The sequence below is a fragment of the Vibrio kanaloae genome (assembly GCF_024347535.1).
Taxonomy (GTDB): Bacteria; Pseudomonadota; Gammaproteobacteria; order Enterobacterales; family Vibrionaceae; genus Vibrio; species Vibrio kanaloae.
In genome coordinates, this window is record NZ_AP025498.1 from 601,203 (window position 1) to 625,298 (window position 24,096).

A 24,096-nucleotide genomic window follows, 5' to 3' on the forward strand; every position below is an offset into this window, starting at 1 on the left:
TAAGGTAACAAGGAAACCATGATGACAAAGACCGCCATTTTTTCGATAACTACGATAGCCCTGATGAGTATAGCGGCGGTCTTTTTATATGTAGAAAAAGACGATTTGAAATCAAACAATAATAGGGAACAAGAGGGCTCTTCATTGAAAATAGCTTCGCAGCAAGATACCGATATTGATACAGCTTCAACCAAAGACATGATGGAATATTTCGTATCAGGTAATACAAAGTTAACCCTTGAAGATATTCGGACTAACGTTGAGAAACACTACGCGCAATCACAAGTTGCAGTTGTTGATGAAGCACTATTTTCAAAATATATTGCGTATAAGTCGGCACTGGCTTCACTGGATGTGGGGGTTAACATTGTCTCAGTTTCTGTTGAGGATTTACGTCTGCTTAATCAAGCGCTGCTCGACCTTCAAGCTCAGTTTTTTAATGAGGGCGAGATAAGTATCCTGTTTACGCATGATAATCGAATGAGGGAGATCGCTCTTGAAAAGTTGTTACTTAAACAAGAGGGGTTGCAAGGGGAGGAGTACCAGCAGCGGCTTGAGTTATATATGTTAGATCAGCCTGATTATGTGCAGTCGAGTTTTACAAACCAGAGATTACTGCAACAGCTATCAAATTCCGAGGCCATGGATCAGCAGGACAAATATTTGCTGAGAAGTGAACTCGTGGGTGAAAAGGCTGCTCTGAGGCTTGAAGCACTTGATAAGCAAAGAGCGAACTTTGAAGGAACCCTAGAAATATATCTTACAGAACGAAATGAGATTTTGGATGATTCAGTACTCTCGGCACTTGAACAACAAGAGAGGATTACTCAGCTTAGGAATACACATTTTCTGCCACAGGAGTTTAGAAGAGTAGAAGCGATTGAAAGAATCAGATCAGCAGAGCTTAGCCAATAAAATTTTCCCAGAATCAAATAGCCACTATTTTTCCTAAATGTTAGCTAATTAATTGATTATAAAAGGAGTAACCTCCTAACCACGTAGACTCATTAACCCCCCAATATTTCAGTTCATTGCAAGCTCAACCGATCGTTAATTGACACACTCTCTGTGATTTCTGTCACACAATCATGCAAATGATAATTGATCTCATTATCGTTTGAGTGCAGTATACGCGAAATTTATTAAATTAGCGTGTGGATTTGTTGTATTTATGAAAGCGTTTGTGTTGTTAGTTTTTGTTCTCGCACTCTCGGGAACGGTTAGCGCTTCTGATGAGTTCTCTTGGCTTAAGGATGATTCACGTAGCGCTAGCAAAGTCCTCGATTATCTCTATAAGCAAAATGATAGGACTCATCTGTATCAAAAAAAAATTCGATCTCTGAGTGAATCTCTACAACAAGATTGGCAAGACAAGCGTCCGGTACGTGCCGATAAACCATGGCAGGAAATCAGTGGGTATGAGTATGCGATCCTAAACCGGAATGGTAAAAGAACCTTACTGTCTCGATTAGTTGGGAGTGAAGATTCAACCGAGTTGCTTAACATTGATGCTCGAGCTGCTGATCTCGACTATTACCAGCTCGGTGCTTGGGCATTAGACCCAACCAGAACAAAGCTTGCAATAGCAGAGGATGTAAGCGGTGCAGAACAGTACCGAGTGAGTGTTGTCGATCTTGAAACTCATCAAGTGACACCCATTGCTCAAAATGCAGACAGCTCACTGGCGTGGTCGAAAGGCGGTCAGTTTCTGTATTTGATTGAACTTGATAAGCAAACGTCTAGACCTTATGCGTTAACAAAATACTCCTTAAACAAGTCAAAGCCAATTCGCCTAATTGAAGAGGCAAATTCCGCATGGTTGCTTTCGTATTACCTTTCCAGTGATAAGCAATTTGCTGTGGTTCAGGCAAACAGTGAAAACTCCAGCGAGCAACGCTTACTAAATCTTGATAACGGTGAGGTCTCTGAACCAATTTTACCACGCAAAGCAGGAGTGGAATACTACGTTGATGTTGCGGGTTCTATGTTGTTTGCCAACAGCAATCACGAGCGCAATGATTTTGCTTTTTACTCTGCACCACTTACTCAGGCTACACATATCAACTTTTGGCGAACGGTTTTTGAACCAACGGACGAATCTAGAATCAGTAACTTTTACTTGTTTGAGTCTGGTACCGTGATTATTAGTCAAAGTGGAGCAATTCAGTCTCTACACTTTTTCGATACGGATAACCGCCATCGAGCAAGTCAGCTTTTAGCAAAGCCGGGTCAAGTTGCTTGGGTAAGCCAAGTGGGTGACTATCAAAGTAATAAATTGCACATTCGTAGTATGTCGCTGATTCAGCCAGCAAAGTGGGAACGGTTGAACACTGACACTCTAAAACGAGAAGTCTTCTCTCAGGATCGTTATCCAGAATACCAAAAATCTAAGTATCACACAGAGCAAGCTATGGTGAATTCTGATGGGGTAATGATCCCGGTCACTTTGGCTTATCGTAAAGATAAACTTACCGATACCACGCCAGTGTTTTTATACGGATACGGGGCTTATGGCATGACGATGAAGCCCTACTTTATGCCTCAAATCATTAGCCTACTTGATGAAGGTGTAATTTATGCGATTGCACATGTTCGAGGTGGTGGCTTCTATGGTGACGCTTGGTATCAAGCTGGGAAAGGAATTAAAAAAGAAAATGCCATCTTGGATTTCATCGCCGCTGCTCGTGATTTGACTGCATACAATCTCGGTAAGCGCCCTATTTACGCGATGGGGGGAAGTGCTGGAGGCACTCTGGTTGCTGCTGCATTAAATGAGGCTCCTGACTTGTTTGATGGTGCGGTCCTGAAAGTGCCATTTGTTGATGTTGTGAATAGCATGTCTGACTCGTCGTTACCTTTAACTGCTCAGCAGTACGGTGAATGGGGAAATCCACACATTGCTGACGAATTGAAAGTGATGCAGCAATACGATCCTTATTTAAACCTTCGTGAAAAAAACTACCCACCGATATTGATTCAAGTTGGCCTTAACGACCGCCGCGTTCCCTATTGGGAAGGGGCTAAATATTACGCAAGATTAAGCGAGCTAACGACTGGAAGTGGGCCTTATCTATTGTCGACAAACTTTACTCAAGGGCATTCGACAGACAGGCGACAGTCCCAATCGCAACAAGCGTTTGAGTACGCATTTCTTTTATCACTTACCCTGAAAGACATTAAAGCGGAGCAGTAAATGAAGCTTTCCCCCCTATCAGCGGCAGTACTGAGTGTACTTGCTGCCAACCTCGTGCACGCTGAATCTGAGGTTTATCACTTTGAAGAAGTGATTGTAACAGCCAATAAAATAGAGCAACCATTATCTGAAGTAGCGGGCTCAGTTGCCGTGATTACTGGTGAAGATCTAGAAAGAAAAGGCGCAACGGAGCTTTATGACGCAATAAAGAGCGAGCCTGGAGTCAGTGTTTCTGGGGGAGCTGGTCGACCTCAAAACATTACGATCCGTGGGATGACAGGCAACCGGATTTTGATTGTGAAAGACGGAATAAAGTCTGCTGATGGCTTTGGCGCCAACGACATCAATGACAAGGTAGGGCGTAACTCGTTTGATATGTCTAACTTGGAAAGTATTGAGGTTATAAAAGGGGCGAGTTCATCCGTATATGGTTCAGGCGCTATTGGTGGCGTGGTGGTTGTTAGGACAAAAAAACCGGGAGATTACCTCGGAGATAAAGATTTCTACAGCGACGTATCTGCAACCTATACCGGTATCAGTAATAAATACAAAGGCGCGACAAACCTTGCCTTCCGTTCGGGGAAATTCGAAAGCTTGGTCAATCTTTCTTATTGGGAAGGTGAAGAAACCCGTAATTTTGATGAAGACCGATATAACCGAAGTATCGATGGCGTCGGTGGTGGCTATACCCTGAATTACTGGTCAAGTGATGCCTTGATGCTCAAAGGCAATGTTGAGTACTACAAAGATAATCTAAGTCGAAAAGAAGGATCCTCTAAGATCCAAAAAGACGGAAAATGGGACACTGAAGATTTTGACCAACAGTCTTATACCGAGACGTTTTCTGCGTATGCGGGGTTTGAGTACCTACCTGCCAATACTTGGTTTGAAGAATTAGATGCCAAGATCTATTGGCGCGATATGACTAATGAAGATACCACCAATCGTTTGATGTCTCGAACCAACAACAACGTTTCTGAGTTACGTAGAACGATTGATTTTCGTGGTTTTACGGATCAACTTCTGGGTGCAAACGCTGATTTTATTAGCGCATTTCAACATCACGACATGAGTCATACGCTGTCTTATGGTTTGAATATGGAGTCGAACCTTCATGAGCGCCCTAGCCAATCTTCTGTTTTAGACTGGAATGGAGTGTCACTTAACGCGGATGTGCCTTTTGCTCCAGCTCGTTCGTACAATTTTGCTGCTTTTATCCGTGATGCGATTGAGATCGATGATTGGACTGTAACAGCAGGTGCCCGTTTTGATTTACACCAGTTGAAGCCTGAATCACAGAACTCGATTAATGGCTATGAAGTGAAGGAGCAAAATTCGAGTGAGTTCTCACCTAGCTTATCGGTGAGTTATCAGTTAACAGAATCACTCAACACATACCTTTCTTACAACCACGGCTTTAGAGCACCGGGTTATGACAAAATTTATGGTTATCAGAACCATGATTTTGTCCCAATTACCCCATTTGTCATTGTGCCGAATATGGACCTAGAGGCCGAAACCAGTGATTCATTTGAATTAGGCAGTAAGTTTGACAATGGACAGACGCAATTATACGCCGCCGTTTTTTATCAGAAGTTCGATAATTTTATCGACGTGAAGCAGGTTACATTTGTCCCAGACTCAAATACGGGTAACTACTACAAGCAATACCAAAATGTAAATGGAGTCGAGACATATGGCATTGAGGCTTCTATCGCGCACCGCTTAAGCGAGTTTTGGAGTGTGGGGACCAAAGCCGGCTATGTTGATGGGGAAGATGAGGATGGCGAAAAAGTTCGCACACTAACGCCTTGGGAAGGCAATGCCAGCGTTACTTATGATGACAACGCATTATCAGCGTATGCACAAGTTAATTGGGCGCAAGCGATGAGCAGCGTGCCTCAATGTGAAAATGATTTAGGTATCGTTACTGACTGTGCGACTACTTCTGGTTGGGCGAGTGTTGACCTTGGCGTAAGTTACTCTTGGAACTCTGGCTTGGATATCAGCGCCAATGTGATGAACTTATTCGACAAAGAATATATTCGTTACCAAGACGTTGCGGGTATTGCGAACAGCAATAAAACCTACTCCACAGAACCTGGTCGTTACTTCACCGTCAACGCCAAGTACGCATTTTAAGGAGGATATATGAAAAAGAGTCCTCTTTACTTAGCACTATTATTAGCATCAGTAACCAGCTCTGCTGCTGAGTGGGATTACCCGAGTGGCAATACGGTAGTGACAACGCAACAGGAAGCTAAAGCCTATTTAGAACAAGCTTACCCAGAGGTGGGTACTTTTAGGTTTCGCTATGAAACCCTGTCTAAATTAGGGCATCACTATAACTTTGATGTGCTAATTGAAGGTGAATATCAACCGCAACAGTCCGTTGTTTTATCAACTGACACAGATGAACAGGTCTCACGAGTTTTCAGAAGTTTAGAAAATACCGTGTTACTGAATGGAAAGCCAACAACGGCCGCCGAACTGGAAGCTCCCCGCCAATTGGAGGCAGAGCACGCGCCAAGTTTAAGCAGTGGACAAGTTGTGTCGACTCACGTGAATGTGTTCAGCCCTGATTTGAGAACCATGGACAGAGCGGCACCACCAGAAACTTTATTAACCGATGTCAGCCAATACCCGAGTCTTCCACATTATGTACAAACTGATGTGGAGGTATTGAACCACAACGATGGTATCTACCTTACCAATGCTCGTGTATCTCAGGTTGATGCAACAGCCTTGTATTCTCTTGACCCAGACTCAGGTGCGACAACGAACCGTGACTCTTCAAATTTTCTCGCAGCTGAAGGTGTCACAAAGTTTGCCGATCTGAACGAGCTACAAAATGTGGATTGGCAAGATACTCGATTCTCGCAATTAATGGTTTTTGCTCATCTTGACCAGTCTTTACGCTATATCAGTAGTTTAGGTTTTGATGTGTTTGATTCACCTCTTGAGTTTGATGGCAGAGGCTTATCAGCAGACAACTCAACCTATTATTACGGTCCTAAAGCCGTCTTGTTTGGTATCGGAGGGGGATCTCCAGACGCATTAGACGGTGATGTGATTCTGCATGAGCTGGGGCATGGGATTCACTATCACATCGTGAAAGATTGGGCATATGGGCATACAGGTGCCATCGGTGAAGGGTTTGGAGACTACTGGGCGGGGAGTTTTAGCTTTCGTACTCAGTATGAAAATGCCCAGACTCGAGGACAAGAGTTCGAGATAGATACTGTTTTTAACTGGGATGGGTACTTTGGCGTCAGGAATACTACTCGTAGCCTATGGAACCAAAGAGCACGTTACTTTAGACAAGCGGAATATCGCCCTCATGAAAGTGTTGCTGGCGAACTAGGTGATGAGCTTTGGTCAACGCCTTTGTTCCAGGCTCTGAAAGCCTCGGTTGAACAATATGGTGATCTCGCTTTTAAAGAGTTTGATTCCATCATACTTGAGTCTATGTACGGGCTAGGTCGTGGCTTGAAAATGCACGATTTAGCTGAGAGCACACTGTTTGTGGCTCAACAACTATATCCAAATCGAGATTATGCTGAAATATTGAAGCAAAAGTTTGATGTGCATGGATTGATCATCGAGCCATTTAAAGTAGAGGCTCTTGACCGTTATGTTGATCCAAAGAAGCCGTTGATGATTGAGTTGTACCCGACATTAAGACAGGCTCAAGTGGATGGCCAAATCAATATTTCAGAATTAGTGAAGTCGTTCGTTAGCGAGCCTGTTGATCAATTGTCGATAGAGGCGACACTTCCAACAGGCGAGATGTGTGGTTCTTCAGTCACCATGAATACGAGTGTTGACTATCGATACAGCGACGAACTGAAATTACAAAACTGGCAACATGATTTGTCACTTGTTTATGGCTTACCTGTATTCGAATCCGATATTAAAGAAGTAAACAGCTACCTTCCCGATAGCCGGTTTAGCTCAACCAATCAGCCGATCGTTGGCTTTAAAACATTCAATTTCATTCTAAATGGAATGGGTCAGATCGCAGACGAGAATTTCGGTCTGTATTTAGATATCGACCACCCTCGGTTGAGCGATTTAGTGGTGACCCTTATTTCCCCGAAGGGAACACGAGTTGATTTACTTAACCATAAATCGACGCGATTTTCTGGCTTTGATGGTTATTTCACACTTAAGCATGACTCGGTTCTTGATTCGTTTAAGGGGGAGCCTATTAACGGGTCTTGGCGTTTAGAGATCGCCGATTATGTGAATGGTGAAACTGGGAACCTAAAGCGTTGGGGACTCGGCACTATTTCGAAATACGAATGCGGCGAAACGACGGTTCCACCTCAAGAACCAACAGTTACCAGTGGCTCTTCTGGTGGTTCAGCTTCACCCATATTGATTCTATTCATGTCCTTGCTCTCGTTCGGCAGGTCATTTGGTACGCGTTACTTGTCTTTAATGGCAAGGCTCTTTAAAAACAAAACAAGAAGATAACTCTATGAAACCTCAATTGACAATTTTGGCCATCTCTTTGGCTCTTGCTGGCTGCGGTGGTTCAGGCGGTTCCGATACCTCTGCATCAGCAGCACCAACCTATACAGTGTCAGGTACAGTGACAGCACAGAATATAGATTTACAAAGTAAGGTCTGCGCAGACTTAAATCAAAACTACATGTGTGATAGTGGGGAACCAAGTTCGACGGCAAACACGAGTGGCGAATTTAGTATCACCAGCACTAAGAAATCGATTTTATCGGTTCCTTTATTAGCTCAAGTGGATTCGGGTATAGCAGCCAATAGCTCAGGTGGTTCTGCATCGTCTTACGCTTACATTGCCGCTCCCGGTCTTCAAAAAAATACGGGGAATCAGATTAATGGTATCAGTTCACTATTGGCGGGTTATGTTGCTGACGGATTGACGGTAGCTGAAGCTAACAAAAAATTAAAAGCGCAGTTGGCGAAAAGTGGCATCACTATATCTGGCGATATTCAAGACGATTTATCTGCATCTGAACTCGCGAGTCTGGAACAAAATATCGTATCAACAATTAAGGCGTTTAAGCACTCTAATCGTGCGTTCATGCTGGCTCAATTGAGTGCGAAATTTGATAAGAGTGCGGCCGATTATGTAGGTGGAGTACTCACTAATGACCAAGTTACTGCTTTTGCAAATTTCCTCGAAGGAGAGCTAAAAGCTGCGACAGCATTGAATGATACGGGTGTTTTACGCTATTTCTCAGATATCGATGACACACAAAATGTCGTTGAACCACAGAGTTCATTCCCAGGTCAAGATGCAGAATACGGCTTTGATAAAACAGAGCTGAATGACAATACCGGCAATGGTTTCCAGTTCGCAAAGTTAGATTCAAGTGGTCAGGTGCTTGCTGATGATGCTGCGGAGTGGTCTTGTGTTTTGGATCAACGCAGTGGCTTGATTTGGGAATCGAAAACGGATGACGAAAGCTCTATTCAATATAAAGATCGCATATTAGCGCTTGAGCTACCCGGACTAGTAACGCCTTACGATCAAGATGTTGCCCTAGCCACGTGTCACACAAAAGGCGATCACGTTTGTACTACCCAAGACTATGTTGAATATATTAATTCCATTAATTTGTGTGGTAAGTCAGACTGGCGTTTGCCAAAGTTCCATGAGTTCTACAACCTTCTCGATTTTGGCGAAACCGAAAAAAATAAAGATGGTGAAGTTTACGGTTTAACTTACAAGTACTTCCCACATCAGACTCTTGGTATTGAAAATACGACTTATACTGGCTCGGTATGGACTCAATCCATTACTTATAACCTATATACGAACACTGCCGTTGAAGGTGGCTTCTATTATAACGAAATTGGTACCCAGGGAGCCGATAGAGGAAACGTTGGTCCTGTTGAAATCTATTCAGGTGATGTTGATTCTTCAGCCAATAATGACTCGTACCAATTCCCTGCTCGTCTAGTTTCACTACAAGGTAAATAGCGATGAAAAACTTACTAACTATAACTTTACTTGGTCTATTTTCTGCGGGTGTAATGGCACAAGAGTGCAGTTTAGATATGGAGAAATCTGCGGCTAGTTCGCGTTACATCGCGAATGATAACGGTACGTTTAGCGATGAATCGACGGGGTTGACTTGGATGCGTTGTCAACTGGGAAAAACCTGGGATGCAAAGTCTTTATCCTGTGAAGGAACTGCCGAAACGTATCACTGGCAGAGTGCTCTCGTGATGGTCGAATCTATTAATGATAAGAGCGGTCATCATGCTTTGCATCAGTTTGCTGGGCAGAAAGAGTGGCGTATGCCAAATATTAAAGAGTTGGTATCTTTAAAAGAAGTGGCTTGCCATTCTCCTGCAATGAGTACCAAAGTGTTCGGTGATACGTTCAATTTTGAAACAGGTAACCTAGCCGCTTATTTATGGAGTTCGACTCCTGCGGGTGATGGACAAAACATAGTGACGCTTGATTCAATTAATGGTGAGGTTTACCAGTACAACGCTGCGGAATATAAGTTTAGTGTTTTGTTGGTAGCTGAATGATCATCGAGTAATGTTCTACTACAGAGGCCGTGGTTTACCACGGCCTTTTTGTTCTATAGGTTTGGCTACACCTGAGCCTCGAATTTTATACTTTAAAAAAGCCTAACTGCTGCTTCTGCTGTTCAGCTAGGTTAGACAGCTCGTAGCTTGCTGCTGCGGCTTGAGTAATACCGGTTACGTTTTGGCTCACCAAATTATAGATGTTTGAGATATTGCGGTTGATGTCTGACGTCACCTGGCTTTGCTCTTCGGCAGCAGAGGCTACTTGAGTGTTAATTTCTGTCATATCTGTTACTGAGTTGGCAATGCCTGAAAGCGCTGAGCTAACTTCACCTGCTAAGTGTTGGTTATGCTGTAGCATTGACAGTGAACTGTTCATACTCTCGTTTGCGTTACCAGATTGAACCTGTAAGCCCTCGATAATTGTTTGTATCTCTTTGGTTGAATCTTGCGTACGAGCCGCTAGCAGTCGTACCTCGTCTGCAACCACGGCAAAACCACGGCCACTTTCACCTGCGCGAGCGGCCTCGATGGCTGCATTAAGCGCAAGCAGGTTGGTTTGTTCTGAGATGCTTTGAATCACTTCGATGACGTTCCCAATTTGTTCAGAGTGTTCTTTCAGTGTGCTTACAACGTTAGCGGCTTCGCTAAGTTGAATAGCCATTTGTTCGTTAGCTTGGCTGCTTTCATTGAACAAGCTCATGCTGTGAGCCGCCATTTCATCTGCTTGTTTCGAAGCCGAATCGGCTTGTACCGCATTTTCGTTAACGTGCGATGCTGTGCTCTCAAGTTGGTTTACAGCAGAAGCGACTTGTTCGACTTCTTGCTTTTCTTGGTCTGAGTTGGCGCTTGATTGTGTCATTACTGCAGCCAGCTCTGTAGATGCAGAAGCGACTTCGATACTGATGCGAGACAGTGAGCTGACGGTTTCTCTTAACTGTTCAATGGATGTGTTTACGTTTTGTGCAAGGCGTGATACTTCGTTATCTCCACACTCTTCGGCTTTAACCAGTAGATTGCCTTTGGCTACTTCACGCATGGTTTCTTGAATATTGCTAAGCGGCTTAACAATGATGCCTGCAAGCGTCCAACTGATGACTAATGCGATAGAAAGAACCACTGGCAGGGCTATGGTCGCGGTATCCAGTGTGTTGGTGTGTTGCTGACCATTCACGCTGATTGCTTGAGTAGCGAGGTGGTTAAGTTGTTTTGAAAGCAGGTTGATTGATTTGACCATTTCATTGCCAGCGTGACGGTATTGGTCAGTGGCAGCTTGATAACGAGCATCGAAATCGGAAGTCTGGGCGTCGGTGTTGTGTTTCATTCTTAATAGAGGAAGCATCGTATTACGTGAGAAATCAACGTAATGTTCCATGGCCTTACGCATGCCCGCGACTTCGTTTTGCATTCCTTGTACGGTGTCCAATGAATCCAATAGGCGAGTATTCTGATCACGCTTTTGGTTAAGCGTTTCTACTAGAGTTTTTACATCATCGGCGTTAAATAAACTGTAAATTGCTTTAATGCGCATACCGTAGCTGTTGTCGACGATTTCGCTAAGCTCTTCTTTATGTAGGATGAGTTGGTCCGTTGCTGTTGATACATCTTTAAATGCGCTTTCCAGCTTATCACCACCGATAATGACGCCCGCTAAAAGTACTACAACGGAAAATAGCACTGGAATAAGAATCTGTATTTTTATAGATAAGCCACTGAGTAGTTGGCGCATGTATTGTCCCTCTTTGAATAAACGAATAAATGAGAATTGTTCTTATTAGAATTGATTGGCGATTTTAACTAATAAGATTGATAATTCAATCAGTAATGGCTTCTGCTTTGATAAATGCGATAGATATTTGATATGTATTATTATTTCTCGTTTTAAATGGCAGTTTGGTAAATCTTTCCATCATTCATGGCTGTTTAGTAAGAAATAGTGGCAGCGTTCGAGATAAGTAAAGCCGTTACTTGAAGTTGAGCGCTTAGATTTTTTGTGAGGAGTGGATGGAATAAGTGAATCAATGGCTATGACTATCAAGTGGTGGAGTAGGGGAGAAATTAGTCATTCATCTGTAGTTGTCATATAGGCTTCAATTTAGTGAAACACAACTGTCACATTCAGATTCTAAAGTGGGCACCGTTCAAGCAAAACATAACATTACGGCAATAACGCCACTAAAGGAAATTTGTGATGAAAAAGACAGTTATCGGTGCAATCGCCCTTCTAGGTGCACTAACAGTGACTCCAGCTTCAGCTAAAGAAACTATTTCAGCAGTTGGTTCAAGCAGCGTGACTCCACTGATGGAAGTTTTCTCTGAAACATACATGAAAACGAATTCAAATGTATTTATTGAAGTGCAAGGCCCTGGTTCTTCCGCTGGTGTTAAAGCGGCTAAGAACGGCAGTGCAGATTTAGGCATGTCTTCTCGTAACCTTAAAGACAGCGAGAAAGAAGCAACTTTAGTTGAAGAAGTGGTTGCTCGTGATGGTATTGCAGTCGTCGTTAACCCTAAGAATAGCCTTCCGGGTCTAACCGCTGAGCAAGTTACAGCTATCTACAAAGGCGAAGTAACAAACTGGAAAGACGTTGGTGGTGCAGACAAGCCAATCGTAGCAATCACTCGTGACACAGCATCTGGTACTCGCGGTGCATTCGAAGACATCATGTCTCTTAAAATGAAGATTTCTGGTAAGAAAGTGTCAGCAATCTCTCAACGTGCTCAAGTTGCTAACGGTAACGGTGCACTAAAAACAATGGTTGCATCTAACCCTTATGCAATCGGCTACATCTCTCTAGGTACAGTAGATAACTCAGTAAACGCGCTTGCAATTGACGGTACTGAAGCATCTGTGGACAACGTTAAGAACGGCTCTTACAAAGTAGCTCGCCCTTTCTTAGTTCTCTATAAAGAAGGCCAACCTTCTTCTGAAACTCAAAAGTTCCTAGATTGGATGCTAACAGACGAAGCTCAGTCTTTAGTTGAGAGCAACGGCTACATCTCAATTAATTAATCTAAACCTAAATTAATAATATTGCTCAGCCTACCTTTTCAGGCTGAGCCTTTTCTATCCCACTTCGAGTTAACCCGGTACGCTCATGTTACGTGCTAGGGATTATCGATATGTGAGACTTGTTATGACCATCGCAACGAATAGTGAACAGCTTATGAATAGCGAAGCGACTCAACTGAAACGCAGCTTACGTCAAAAGAAGCGTGTAGATTGGAAAGAGCGTATTTTTCACGGCTTATTTCTTACAAGTGCAATTATCGGCATCGTATCTCTTGCTGTTATTGCTTACTTCATCGTTAAAGAAAGTATCCCCGCATTCCAAGAAGCGGGCCTATCAGGTATCGTTTTAGGGCAAAACTGGTTACCACCTGCACTTTACGGCGTTGCTACCATGATTGTAGCTTCTGTTGTGTCGACATTAGGTGCGGTCGTTGTTGGTGTCCCTATTGGTGTACTAACGGCAATATTTATTGCGGAAATTGCACCAAAGCGTCTCGCGGACATCATTCGCCCTGCTGTTGAATTGTTAGCGGGTATACCATCGGTAGTTTACGGCTTCTTCGGCCTAGTCATTATTGTCCCTTTGATTCAAAACGTCTTTCAAGTCCCTGCGGGCAACACCATCTTGGCGGGAATCATTGTACTCGGCGTGATGATCCTTCCGACGGTAATCACGGTGTCAGAAACGTCCATTCGTGCAGTGCCAAGAACATATAAAGAAGGATCTTTAGCGTTAGGTGCTTCAAAGATCTTTACCATCTTTAAGTTGCTCGTTCCTGCTGCTCGTTCAGGCATTATGACTGGTGTTATTTTGGGTATCGGTCGTGCGCTAGGTGAAACGATGGCAATCATCATGGTGATGGGTAATGCGCCAGCTATGCCGGAAGGTATTTTGGATTCTGCTCGTACACTTACCGCGAATATTGCGATTGAAATGTCTTACGCAAGTGGTGTTCACGCAAGTGCGCTATACGCAACGGGTGTTGTTCTTCTTATTTTCATCATGTCTCTAAATGCGATTCTCCTTTACTTGAACCGTGAGAAGGCGAGGTAAACATTATGTCTTTAGAAAATAACGTAACACCTCAAGCTAAAACAATAATGTCACAAGGTAGCAAGATGGATAGAGTCGCATTGAAGAAAGCACGTGTACGTACAGATGTCGTTCTAAGTGGCTTTATTTGGGCGGCAGCCGCTTTAACAGTTGGCTTCCTGTTCTGGATTATGTGGTACATCCTTTCTAACGGTTTACAACACGTAGATTGGAAGTTCATTACTGATGACTACACTCGTACTGGCGATGAGCACGGTATTTTCCCGATGATAATCTCTACGATTTATATGGTTATCGCTTCGATTGCTGTTGCCGCTCCACTTGGCATTATGACGGCAATTTATCTAACGGAGTATGCCAAAGTTGGCAGTCGTTTGGTTAAGATCATTCGTTTTTGCACAGAATCGTTAGCGGGTATCCCGTCGATCATTTTCGGTTTGTTTGGTATGACATTCTTCGTAGCTATTTTAGGTTTAGGCTTCTCTATCCTATCGGGTGCGTTGACCTTGAGTATCCTGATTCTCCCGGTGATTATTCGAACCACAGAAGAAGCGTTGATGGCTGTTTCTCAAACTTACCGTGAAGGTTCGTATGGTTTGGGAGCTTCTAAAATATATACAATCTGGCGTTTGATTCTTCCAAGCGCAATGCCAGGTATCTTAACTTCGGTCATTCTTAGTATTGGTCGTGTAATTGGTGAATCTGCGCCAGTATTTTTGACCGCAGGTATGGTTGCTCGTATCCCAGATTCATTATTGGATTCTGGTCGTACACTAACGGTTCACTTATATAAATTAACGACCGAACTGTTTACCATTGAAGAATGGAATCAAGCATACGGCACAGCAACAGTACTGATTGTTCTTGTACTGCTGATCAACACACTCACTAAGTTGATCGCAAGACGTTTTAATACTGCAACTTACTAAGCAGGTTTTTCTAGAGCTAAATGAGCTCATAAAACAAACACAGTACAGACTTTGACGAATTACGAGATTACGAACATGAACAAATTTAATATTAAAGACCTAGACCTTTTTTATGGTGACAACCAAGCACTTAAGTCAATCAATTTACCCGTACCTGAGCGTCAAGTTACCGCGCTTATTGGCCCGTCTGGTTGTGGAAAATCAACGCTATTACGCTGTCTTAACCGCATGAATGACCTAATTGAAGGTGTTAAGATTACAGGCCTTCTTGAGATGGACGGTACCAATATCTACGGTAACATCGATGTTGCAGACTTACGCATTAAAGTGGGCATGGTATTCCAAAAGCCAAACCCATTCCCAATGAGCATTTATGAAAATGTAGCTTACGGGTTACGTGCTCAAGGCATTAAAGATAAAAAGCACATTGATGAAGTTGTTGAAAGCTCACTTCGCGGTGCAGCATTGTGGGATGAAGTAAAGGACCGACTGAAGTCGCACGCTTTCGGTCTATCTGGTGGTCAGCAACAGCGTCTATGTATCGCTCGTACCATTGCAATGGAACCGGATGTAATCCTGATGGATGAACCAACATCGGCTTTAGACCCAATCGCGACACACAAGATTGAAGAATTGATGGAAGACCTGAAGAAAGATTTCACTATCGTAATCGTAACGCACTCAATGCAGCAAGCGCGTCGTATTTCAGACCGTACAGCTTTCTTCCTAATGGGAGAGCTTGTAGAGCACAACGAAACAAGTGTTATCTTCAGCGAACCCAAAGATGATCGTACCAAAGGTTACGTAAACGGTGACTTTGGTTAATTGAATATTTAAGTGTTGTATTTGACCTTTTGTTTCCGCTGTCAAATACCCAAGCACGCTAACTGAAACGCAGGCTAGATAATCGAATAGATCGACAGAATTATCACTATAACTATAAGCGATGGAAGTTTTGCCCCACTTTGGTTGGGGCTTTTTTGTGCTTCTAAAAAAGCACCAATGTCGATGTAACTTTGGGCAAGAAATCCCATTTTTGTAGTGCTTCTCATGTCTGTAATAATGTTAAAAGTGAAATTGCGATCCGCTTAACATCTCATTTTTAGTTATATTGATTGCATATTAAGGCTTCGGTATTTTTGCTTCATTCTTAATAGCCAATGGACGATCGCTGTGTCTGTAAAAGCCTTTGCAAAGCAAATATCTGCTATTCGTGATCATCGTTTATTGGCTGAATCTCTTTTTGAGTACCTTGTTGAAGTGCTTATTCCCAAAGGGATTGGAATATTTTCTGAGCCGAAACCGGAAAGTGAGTCGTTGCTGCTATTTTCTGGCGGTAACCTAACTCCATTGTCGAGCTACCCCGCGCCATTTTGGTCATGGATTTCACAATTTGATACTGCTGATGGAATGTTGCCTATGGCCTCTAATCCATGTCAATGGGAGCATGTGGACGTATTGAGTCGTGAGTCATTCATCATGGTACTCGACAATGCCCCTGATTGTAGAACTTATTTAATGGTTCAGAATTGCAATACTGAAACACTCAATCAGGCTTTTGAGCAGAAGTTTGATATTCTTCAGTTAGCTGCAGCCCGTTGGCAGTGTATTCGCGCAGAAAAAAATACGGCGATTGAGATGAAGCACAGAGATATTCGTGAAGCTCAATACCTCGATGAGATCAAGCTACGTGATCTATTTGTCGATAACATGAAGTTAGTCCATCAGGTGGCATTAGAGCTTTCTAACCCTGAGTCATTGGATGCGTTGTACAAGGCTTCAGTTGAAGCGGTTCGCGACCGATTAGGCTTTGATCGTGCCATTTTCATGCTACTCGATATGAAGAAGCGTTGTTTCAGTGGTACTTATGGCACTGACGAAACGGGTAAAACAAACAGCGAACACCATACTCAGTACGATTTACATCAATTAGAAGCTGAATACATTGAGGCGCTCTCTGACAACCACACCAACTTAGTCATTATTGAACAAGCGCCACTCTACACTGAAGGCAAGGTGGTGGGGCAGGGCTGGAATGGGATGCTTATATTGCGTGAAGGGGACAAACCTGTCGGCTGGATCGCCATGGATAACTACATTCACCGCTCGCCAATTACTAACTATCAAAAGCAGATGCTCGAATCCTTCGGCTCTCTGTTGTCTCAGATCTACATTCGCAAACGCCAAGAGCAGAACATACGCATGTTGCATTCGAGTATGGTTGAACTGTCTCGTTGCGACAGCGTCAGTGAAGTGTGTAAATCAGCCGTCAGTTTTGCGATTCAGCACTTAGGCATTGACCGATTAGCGGTTTTTCTCACGGATAAAAACTGTAGCTATATGCAAGGCACGTGGGGCACCGACATTAAGGGCGATATTGTCGATGAATCCTATTATCGTTCAGAACTGGTGGAGCGTGACATCGTAGCTGCGGCTCGTGCTTGTCCGAATCAAGTCGCGTTCGAAGAGTCTGTGCCTATTTATCACGATTTCAATATTGTCGGAGTCGGTTGGACGGCAATGACCATGCTCACCACAAACACCGGTGAGCCGATTGCGTTTATTGCCGCCGATAACTTGTTAACACGTAGCCCTTTAACTTCTCAACTACGCGAAGTGATTCGTATCTTTGCCTCTAGCCTAGCAGAGGTGTTGCAAAGAACTATGGCGCAAGAAGAGCTCAAAAAGCTCAATGAAACGCTAGAGCAAGAAGTCAGTAAGCGAACTCAAGAGCTGGAATTAGCCAATGAGCAACTGGATGTGATTTCTAAGCTTGATCCGCTGACTCGCCTTGGCAACCGCCGAATGTTGGCTCAGGTTCTAGATGATTTAAATTGCGACGATCAAGGCGCATTCGCCACGCAATGCGAAGTCACATTTGGATTAGTTTTAGTCGACCTCGATCACTTTGGTTTGTACAACAGCGTATATGGTCATACTGAAGGGGACGCAGCTCTACGCACCATTGGCAAGATACTTAATGCTCATGTTCATAGTGACAAGGAAACCTTCTGTCGTATTGGGGGAGAGGAGTTTATGTTGTTGATGATCGGCACCAACCACTCTGAGACCAAGCGGCGAGCAGAGTCGATCAGAAAATGCATTGAAGAGGCGAAGATCCTCCATTGTGAAAGCAGTATCAGCCAGTATTTAACTGCGTCTGTCGGGTATGCCTCGATAACTTCTGATCAGCACCAGTTTGACTTCGACTTACTGTATGGCAAGGCGGATAAAGCTTTGTATCAAGCCAAAGACTCAGGGCGAAATCGGATCGTTTCTGCGTTGAAACGTAAAAAGGTCGCAGTTTCAATTTCTTAGTGCGGTATTTGTTTCTTCCTAGCGTAAAAACGAATGAAGCCGTGATGGTCACAAGGTGGTCATCACGGCTTCGTTCATTTTTATTTACTTAGATTTTCTGCTTACTTAGATTGCTGGTTAACTAAAGCGTTTCTAGTGAGCTTTTACGCGTTTTGCTTGTGACTCGCTTTGGTTTTTTAACTGCTTTGAGCACCTCAGAAGGGTCCCATGACTGAATTGGTGAACCTGCTTCACCATAGAGGCTCTGATTGAGCTTCGTTAGCTCAGTTTCAATCACTTCTATTGTCTCGTCACTCAAGTCTGGATTTTCTGCTTTCCATTGATCAAACAAGGTTCTGGTCATCACACCATTTTTCGCTTTCAGCGCTTCAATAAGAGCGTCTGCCGTATCTGATTGATGTTGAACTGGGCGCTTTGGTTTTACTGCTGCGCCGCGGCGTGACCAGAAGTAGAAAGCAACCGCAGAGCTGATTACCCACAAGACTGCAAATAGCGCGGTTAGGTAAGGCCATATCCCAGGGCTATCCACAGTAACAACCGTCGGGCTTACTTGTTGGGCGGGCGTAGCAGTAACTGGTGGAGTGCTTGACGCTGTGCGATCACTTGCTTTGACAGCTAACTCTAGCCCCTGCGCTTTGCTGGTTTGTTCTGATTGCGAATCGGTGTTAAACCAAGCTTGAGACACATCAGGGAGCGAGGTAGTTCCTGCCTCTTTCGGAATCAATACTTGCTTGTAAACAACGACAGCATCACCTGACTGAGTTGTGCCAAATTGCGGCTTCTCTTCATAAACACGTACCGAATTAGGGTACGTGATATTCAGTTTTGGCAGCTGGTGTTGCGTTAAATTGCTAGCGGTCATGGTGATGGTTCGAGTTAACGAATCACCGGCTTCCATTTTAATGGTTGGGTTACCGCCTTCTAAACCATTACTATTTCCCAGTTGATTGCCTTGGCTATCGGACCATTGTTGAATCAGTTTAAAGTTTGATGTTGGTAACCACTCACCTTGGTAGCCTTTTGGCACCTCTTTGACGGTTACGTTTAAGGTTTCAACAGGTGTATCGAGCTGGAACAGACGCGTTGTACTGGAGTTGTTGGTTGAGTAAACAACGGCTCCAGTCAGCTTGGGTCCGTTTAGCTTAAAGTGTCCGGCCTTTTGTGAAGAGATACGGAACGACTGCTGAACAACTGTGACTTCTTGTCCATTGAGAACATCTTGAAATTGCTTCGATTCACCAATAGGTTCCACATCTAAGCCCGGCGAGCTCGGTGGCGCAATTTTAGGATCTTGCAGCCTTCTTGGGTCTGCTTTGATGATGAGTTTTACATCAAGCTCAGCCACTTCTTGTGGGTACAGCGAGTTCTTGCTGAGATTAAGCTGGAACTCTGCCATGTCATGTTGAGTGGGTGCAGCTTTATTAACGGCAACATTGATGGTGATTGGCTTAGTTTTCGCCCCTTCAATATCGAAGCTAGGAATTTGGATCTTGCCTAAACGTAGAGGAGCAAGGCTGATGTTCCATTCACTTGACACCGAACGGCTGCCATTGACGATTCGCATCGATGACCCAAAGTTTGGTGTGCCGACATAGAAATCCTGCTGGAGCACCGTTAGATCTAAAGCATCAGAAGAGACCTTTTCATCGGTTGCGACTCTAAGAAGAAATACTTCATCTTTGGTGACACTGTTATGTGAAACACTCGCCACGGCGTTTGCAGCCAATGCTGAGAAGGACGAGAAAGCTCCCAACAACAATGTTAGGAGTACGGATAAAAATGGCTTGTTTAGAAATCGCATGGTTACCACTTTTTGTTCTGGTTGTTAGGAGCACTTTTTTGTCGTGCTTGTAAAATCATTTGCGCTTTAAGCAGTTGGCTCGGGTCACGGGCGCTTTCTACTTGCTCAAGTTTTCGCATGTCCGGATCGCTCGACAAAGGTTGATCTGAGGTTTGTGCTATAGCTTGCTGACCACTTTGCTCACCATCTTTTTTTGAAGCTTGTTGTGCGCTAGCACTTTGAGGTTTAGCGCTTTCTTGGTCACTCTGTTTCGGCTGATCACTCTTACTTTGTTGAGCGGCTTGCTTGTCGTCTTGTTTAGACTTTTCAGAGTCAGAGTGATTTTCAGGTTGGCCTTGAGATGAGTTTTGGTCTTGGCTATCGCGCTGCTCTTGGTTACTGCTTTGATCTTGTGACTTGCCATTGTCAGCAGGGCTTTGTTGTTGATCCTGAGAGCTTTGCGAAGAATCATTTTGCTGACCTTGCTGGTTTTGGTCTTTCTGGTCTTTGGAGTCAGAATCGCCTTGCTGTTGCTGTTGCTTCTGGGCTTGTTTGACGATCTCTAGATTCTTCTTCGCATAGGCATGCTCAGGGTTGTTTTCTAAAATGTGTTGATACTCTTCTATTGCTTGATCGTACTTGCCTTGCTGAGCTTGCGCATTCGCCAGGTTGTAGCGAGCATCTTCGCCATTCAAACTTTGTAGTGTTTGCTCTGCAGCTTCGAAGTCTCCTGCTTTGTATTGTGCGATGCCTTTCCACTCTTGTTGGGTAAATTGTTCAGCAGCTTGTTGGAAGTCCTCGTCCTGATACAGCTGGTAGCCTATTTGATCATCGGTTTTCCACGGATTTGCAAACGCAGTATTTGGTTGGCTGAAAGAGATAACCACGGCTAAAGCACACCAAATAACCCCTTTTCTGAATAATCCAAGAGCCGAAAGTAATAGCAAAGGCAGTAACCAGAAACCGTTGTTCACTCTGGTGTTGAGTGAGTTATTGGTCTTGGTTACTTCCGATGTTGTTGCCACTCGATCGAGGTAGTTCGCGATATGCTCAACATCTGAGTTATCGAATTGCACCTCAGTGAACGTGCCACCATAACTGCGAGTCAGGTCGCTCATGTTCTCTAAGTGGGTTCTCGCGACCACGGTTTGCCCGGAGCCGGTTAGCAGCATCGACCCGCTTGGCAAAGAGATTGGGGCACCGCTTTCAGTACCGACGGCTAAAATTGACAATGTCCAATCGTTGCCAGAGAGTAGGGAATCGATCGCTTCCTTCTCTTGAGCATCAATATCGTCAGCAATCAGCACTAGATCGCCTTGGTAGATATGAGCGCGAGTCATCATATCAATCGCTAGCTTAACGGCTGATGCGGCATTACCGCCTTGGTAAGGCATGATATCCGGGGAGAGATTCGGCACTTGGCTCTTAATGGTGTTAATGTCTGACGTAAGCGGGCTAATGGTGTAAGCATCGCCAGCGTACGCGATCATTCCAGTTAAACCTTCTTTCCACAACGAAAGCAGATCAAGAGCCTTGTATCGCGCTTGAGTCAGACGATTTGGTTTTATGTCGGTAGCGTATAGAGACATCGACATATCCATTATCACAACTCGTGCCTGCGTTTTTTCAAAGCTCGGCTGTTCGTTTTTCTCGAAGCTTGGTCCAGCTAATGCAATAACGCCGACCAGCCACCAAATACCGAAGTAAGTACTGCGATTTTTCGACGGCTTACTCGATTCAGGAGCCAGATAACGGGCGATGTGTGACGCGAGTAATCCTTGCTTGGATTGTGTCTTGCTCAGCCACCAAATAGCGGGCAGCACGGCAAGCGCCAAGAACCAATATGGGTAGATAAAAGTAAAGTTAGACATTGTTTCTCCTAATGGCTAACAGCATAAATGCGAAGAACATTGCCGCCGACAGTGGCCATACAAACCACTCTTGTTGCGGTCGCCAGATCTTAGTGGCGTTCGTCACGGGCTCTAACTGGTTGATGGTGTCGTAAATCGTCGCTAGCTCTTTGCTGTCTCGCGCACGGAAGTACTGACCGCCAGTGCGTTTGGCAATTTCCATTAGTGTGCGTTCATCCAAATCTTGAGCAGTATTGACCTTACGCGTCATGAAGAACTCTTTGACCATCATCTCGCCTGCACCGACACCCACGGTGTAAATTGTCGCGTCGTATTTCTTGGCAATATCCGCCGCTTCTAATGGGTCTAATACCCCGGCGGTATTACTGCCGTCACTGAGTAGAATCATCACACGCTGAGGGGCATCGCTGTCGACAAAGGTCTTGGTGGCAAGGCCAATACCATCACCAATCGCAGTTTGAGTACCGATAAGCTTTAACACCGCTTGATTGAGCTGTTGTGAAAGCGTATCCCTATCTAGCGTAAGAGGGGTCTGCAAGTAAGCGTGATCAGCAAAGAGCACCAACCCCACTCGGTCGCCTTTACGACGCTCAATAAAGTCACTCAATACATGTTTGACTGCTGCTAATCGGTCTATGTATTCTCCATTGAACTGCATGTCCTCTTGGCTCATCGAGTAGGAAAGGTCGACAACCAACATCAAATCACGATGTTTCGGCTGAAATTCCACCGGTTCGCCATACCATACAGGGCGTGCGCTCGCCGTAACTAGCAGAAGCCAGATAACCACGGACAACGCCTTTGGTAAGCGACTGCTCGGTGTTTTGGTATTGCTGTCTTCGGGCAGAAATGGAAGCCTTAGGGCATTGCTTGATTCTGACTTTGGTGAGAACAAGTAAACGAGCAACGGCAGTGGCGCGATGAAGAACATCCACCACCAAACGAACTCGATGTTTAGCAAGTCCCTGCTTAGAAACATAGGGCTTAGAAAATCACTCATAAAGACCTCGCTTAGGAGGAAGGGCTTTACGAAGCCAAGTTTCGCAATCATTAACCAATTGCTGTTGAGCCTTTTTCTGTTCGTCGTTCATTAGGGCTACATCTTGATAGAGCGCTTGTTGCCACTGGGATTGTTTTGCTACAAATAACGGCTTCGCCAATTGCGCATCTAAGAACTTCAACCAATCATCACCAGACAAACCTGCAATTTTTTCGCGTGGGAAATAGCTCAGTGCAGCCTGACGAACGATGTCTTGAGCTTTGCTCGGAGACAAGCCATCTTGGGACTGACTATTACTAAAGTAAGACAGCGCTTCTTGCTTCGCTTGTTGATTGTTTTTTCTACGTTTTAGAATGAAAAACACCAAGGCAATCAGGGAAATGGCCGTGATAATCACGGCCCACCAACCCCACGCCAAAGGCCACCAAGTCGGTGCGTCTGGCGCAATAACCGGACTTAAATCTAAGGGCTGTTTCATGACTGAGCTCCTGATATCTGGCTCATGAGTGACTGCGCACTCGACAGCGAGCTATAAGGTATCGCGAGAGACAACCCCATCTGTTGCAGCTGCTGTTTCTTAAGCGAAAAAGCATGGTTGAGCTTTTGCTTTTCTTTATTAGAAGAGAAATTAAACCATTGAGTTTTGCTGCCATCGGTGACCTGTTTAGAACCTTTATAGGCGGTTTCACCTTGCTCTAGCGGATCGTAGAAATGCACCAGACGTACTCTGTTGTGTCGGCGAATTTGACTGATAAGTGAGTAGTCACTTTCTTGGTAACGCACAAAGTCACTGAGCATAATAATATCGCTTCCTTTAGGGCAAAGCTGGTGCAGAGATTTCAGCCCATGCTCTAAGGTCGTGTCATTATGATTGTCGTGATTAGATAGTGCCGCATTATTGATTTCTATGACTTTTTGCAAAATACGCAGTGGAGCATGGTTGCTTGCACTTGGCTTAATCTCAATGACCTCTTTGCCCGTATCAATCACAGCACCAATTCGGTCTTTTTGAGCCACAGTTAGCCAACACAGTTGACTGGCAAAGTGCGCAAGTTGAACCGATTTAAGCAACAAGGTTGAACCAAAAATCATACTGCTTGATAGATCCAAGAACAAAATGACAGGCTGCTCCCTTTCTTCAGAGAACAATTTGGTATGCGCCTTGCCCGTTCTGGCTGTCACGCGCCAATCAATGCTACGAATGTCATCGCCTGCTTGGTACTGACGAACTTCCGAGAAATTCATCCCGCGACCTTTGCGGTTGCTTTCGTGTTGACCATTGAGCTGTGACCATAGGCTCTTCGCCGGAGGCAACCATCGAACAGACTGCGCCTTGTATTGCAGCAGCTCATCCAGATTCAGCATCACGCCGTCACTGTGGTTAGGTAGTTGATTATTCATGCGCGTATC

General features: G+C 44.4%; 17 protein-coding genes. 11 read left to right on the forward strand and 6 right to left on the reverse strand.

Annotated features, from left to right (window positions below; genetic code table 11):
- Window positions 1-21 precede the first annotated feature (21 nt).
- The 6 genes from OCV24_RS16925 (at window position 22) to OCV24_RS16950 (ending at window position 9,721) form a co-directional block, all read left to right on the forward strand.
- Entirely contained in the window at window positions 22-915 is an 894-nt protein-coding gene (locus tag OCV24_RS16925; protein ID WP_046223186.1) for a lipase secretion chaperone, read from the forward strand.
- A gap of 256 nt (window positions 916-1,171) precedes the next feature.
- The gene (locus tag OCV24_RS16930; protein WP_150877487.1) at window positions 1,172-3,193 is read left to right on the forward strand and encodes a prolyl oligopeptidase family serine peptidase; all 2,022 of its coding nucleotides are present in this window, start codon (window positions 1,172-1,174) and stop codon (window positions 3,191-3,193) included.
- Window positions 3,194-5,335 carry a TonB-dependent hemoglobin/transferrin/lactoferrin family receptor gene (locus tag OCV24_RS16935; RefSeq protein ID WP_150877485.1) on the forward strand — a complete coding sequence of 714 codons (2,142 nt, stop codon included), beginning with the start codon at window positions 3,194-3,196 and terminating at the stop codon, window positions 5,333-5,335. It abuts the gene before it with no gap.
- Between the two features lie 9 nt (window positions 5,336-5,344).
- Window positions 5,345-7,672 carry a proprotein convertase P-domain-containing protein gene (locus OCV24_RS16940; protein ID WP_150877483.1) on the forward strand — a complete coding sequence of 776 codons (2,328 nt, stop codon included), beginning with the start codon at window positions 5,345-5,347 and terminating at the stop codon, window positions 7,670-7,672.
- A 4-nt stretch (window positions 7,673-7,676) separates the two neighbouring features.
- Entirely contained in the window at window positions 7,677-9,161 is a 1,485-nt protein-coding gene (locus OCV24_RS16945) for an Lcl domain-containing protein (RefSeq protein WP_146443180.1), read from the forward strand.
- A 2-nt stretch (window positions 9,162-9,163) separates the two neighbouring features.
- Entirely contained in the window at window positions 9,164-9,721 is a 558-nt protein-coding gene (locus OCV24_RS16950) for an Lcl C-terminal domain-containing protein (protein WP_017057896.1), read from the forward strand.
- Window positions 9,722-9,806: 85 nt separating this feature from the next.
- Here OCV24_RS16950 and OCV24_RS16955 read toward each other — a convergent pair whose 3' ends face one another.
- A complete protein-coding gene (locus tag OCV24_RS16955; protein ID WP_146443179.1) occupies window positions 9,807-11,450 on the reverse strand; it encodes a methyl-accepting chemotaxis protein in 1,644 nt (547 codons plus the stop codon).
- A 462-nt stretch (window positions 11,451-11,912) separates the two neighbouring features.
- Here OCV24_RS16955 and OCV24_RS16960 point away from each other — a divergent pair, with 462 nt between their 5' ends.
- The 5 genes from OCV24_RS16960 (at window position 11,913) to OCV24_RS16980 (ending at window position 18,035) form a co-directional block, all read left to right on the forward strand.
- Window positions 11,913-12,734, forward strand: coding sequence for a phosphate ABC transporter substrate-binding protein (locus OCV24_RS16960; protein WP_017057898.1), 822 nt, complete (start codon window positions 11,913-11,915; stop codon window positions 12,732-12,734).
- Window positions 12,735-12,858: 124 nt separating this feature from the next.
- Complete coding sequence (gene pstC / locus OCV24_RS16965; protein WP_017057899.1) at window positions 12,859-13,788, forward strand: phosphate ABC transporter permease subunit PstC; 930 nt, start codon at window positions 12,859-12,861, stop codon at window positions 13,786-13,788.
- 65 nt (window positions 13,789-13,853) lie between these two features.
- The gene (gene pstA, locus OCV24_RS16970; protein ID WP_029627204.1) at window positions 13,854-14,717 is read left to right on the forward strand and encodes a phosphate ABC transporter permease PstA; all 864 of its coding nucleotides are present in this window, start codon (window positions 13,854-13,856) and stop codon (window positions 14,715-14,717) included.
- 75 nt (window positions 14,718-14,792) lie between these two features.
- Window positions 14,793-15,542 (forward strand): phosphate ABC transporter ATP-binding protein PstB, encoded by a 750-nt coding sequence (gene pstB, locus OCV24_RS16975; RefSeq protein WP_017057901.1) that lies wholly within the window; start codon window positions 14,793-14,795, stop codon window positions 15,540-15,542.
- 348 nt (window positions 15,543-15,890) lie between these two features.
- Complete coding sequence (locus OCV24_RS16980; protein WP_150877481.1) at window positions 15,891-18,035, forward strand: sensor domain-containing diguanylate cyclase; 2,145 nt, start codon at window positions 15,891-15,893, stop codon at window positions 18,033-18,035.
- Between the two features lie 121 nt (window positions 18,036-18,156).
- Here the strand turns inward: OCV24_RS16980 and OCV24_RS16985 are convergent, their stop codons facing one another.
- From OCV24_RS16985 to OCV24_RS17005, 5 genes are read right to left on the reverse strand one after another with little or no spacing between them, the layout of a single operon-like run.
- Window positions 18,157-19,836 (reverse strand): BatD family protein, encoded by a 1,680-nt coding sequence (locus OCV24_RS16985; RefSeq protein ID WP_136998345.1) that lies wholly within the window; start codon window positions 19,834-19,836, stop codon window positions 18,157-18,159.
- A 2-nt stretch (window positions 19,837-19,838) separates the two neighbouring features.
- Window positions 19,839-21,686 (reverse strand): VWA domain-containing protein, encoded by a 1,848-nt coding sequence (locus OCV24_RS16990; protein ID WP_150877479.1) that lies wholly within the window; start codon window positions 21,684-21,686, stop codon window positions 19,839-19,841.
- Window positions 21,679-22,686, reverse strand: coding sequence for a vWA domain-containing protein (locus OCV24_RS16995; RefSeq protein WP_136980994.1), 1,008 nt, complete (start codon window positions 22,684-22,686; stop codon window positions 21,679-21,681). Before OCV24_RS16995 ends, OCV24_RS16990 begins: the two co-directional genes overlap by 8 nt.
- Window positions 22,679-23,164 carry a DUF4381 domain-containing protein gene (locus tag OCV24_RS17000; protein WP_136998346.1) on the reverse strand — a complete coding sequence of 162 codons (486 nt, stop codon included), beginning with the start codon at window positions 23,162-23,164 and terminating at the stop codon, window positions 22,679-22,681. Before OCV24_RS17000 ends, OCV24_RS16995 begins: the two co-directional genes overlap by 8 nt.
- Complete coding sequence (locus OCV24_RS17005; protein ID WP_077681292.1) at window positions 23,161-24,087, reverse strand: DUF58 domain-containing protein; 927 nt, start codon at window positions 24,085-24,087, stop codon at window positions 23,161-23,163. The genes OCV24_RS17000 and OCV24_RS17005 overlap by 4 nt, the downstream gene beginning before the upstream one ends.
- Window positions 24,088-24,096 lie beyond the last annotated feature (9 nt).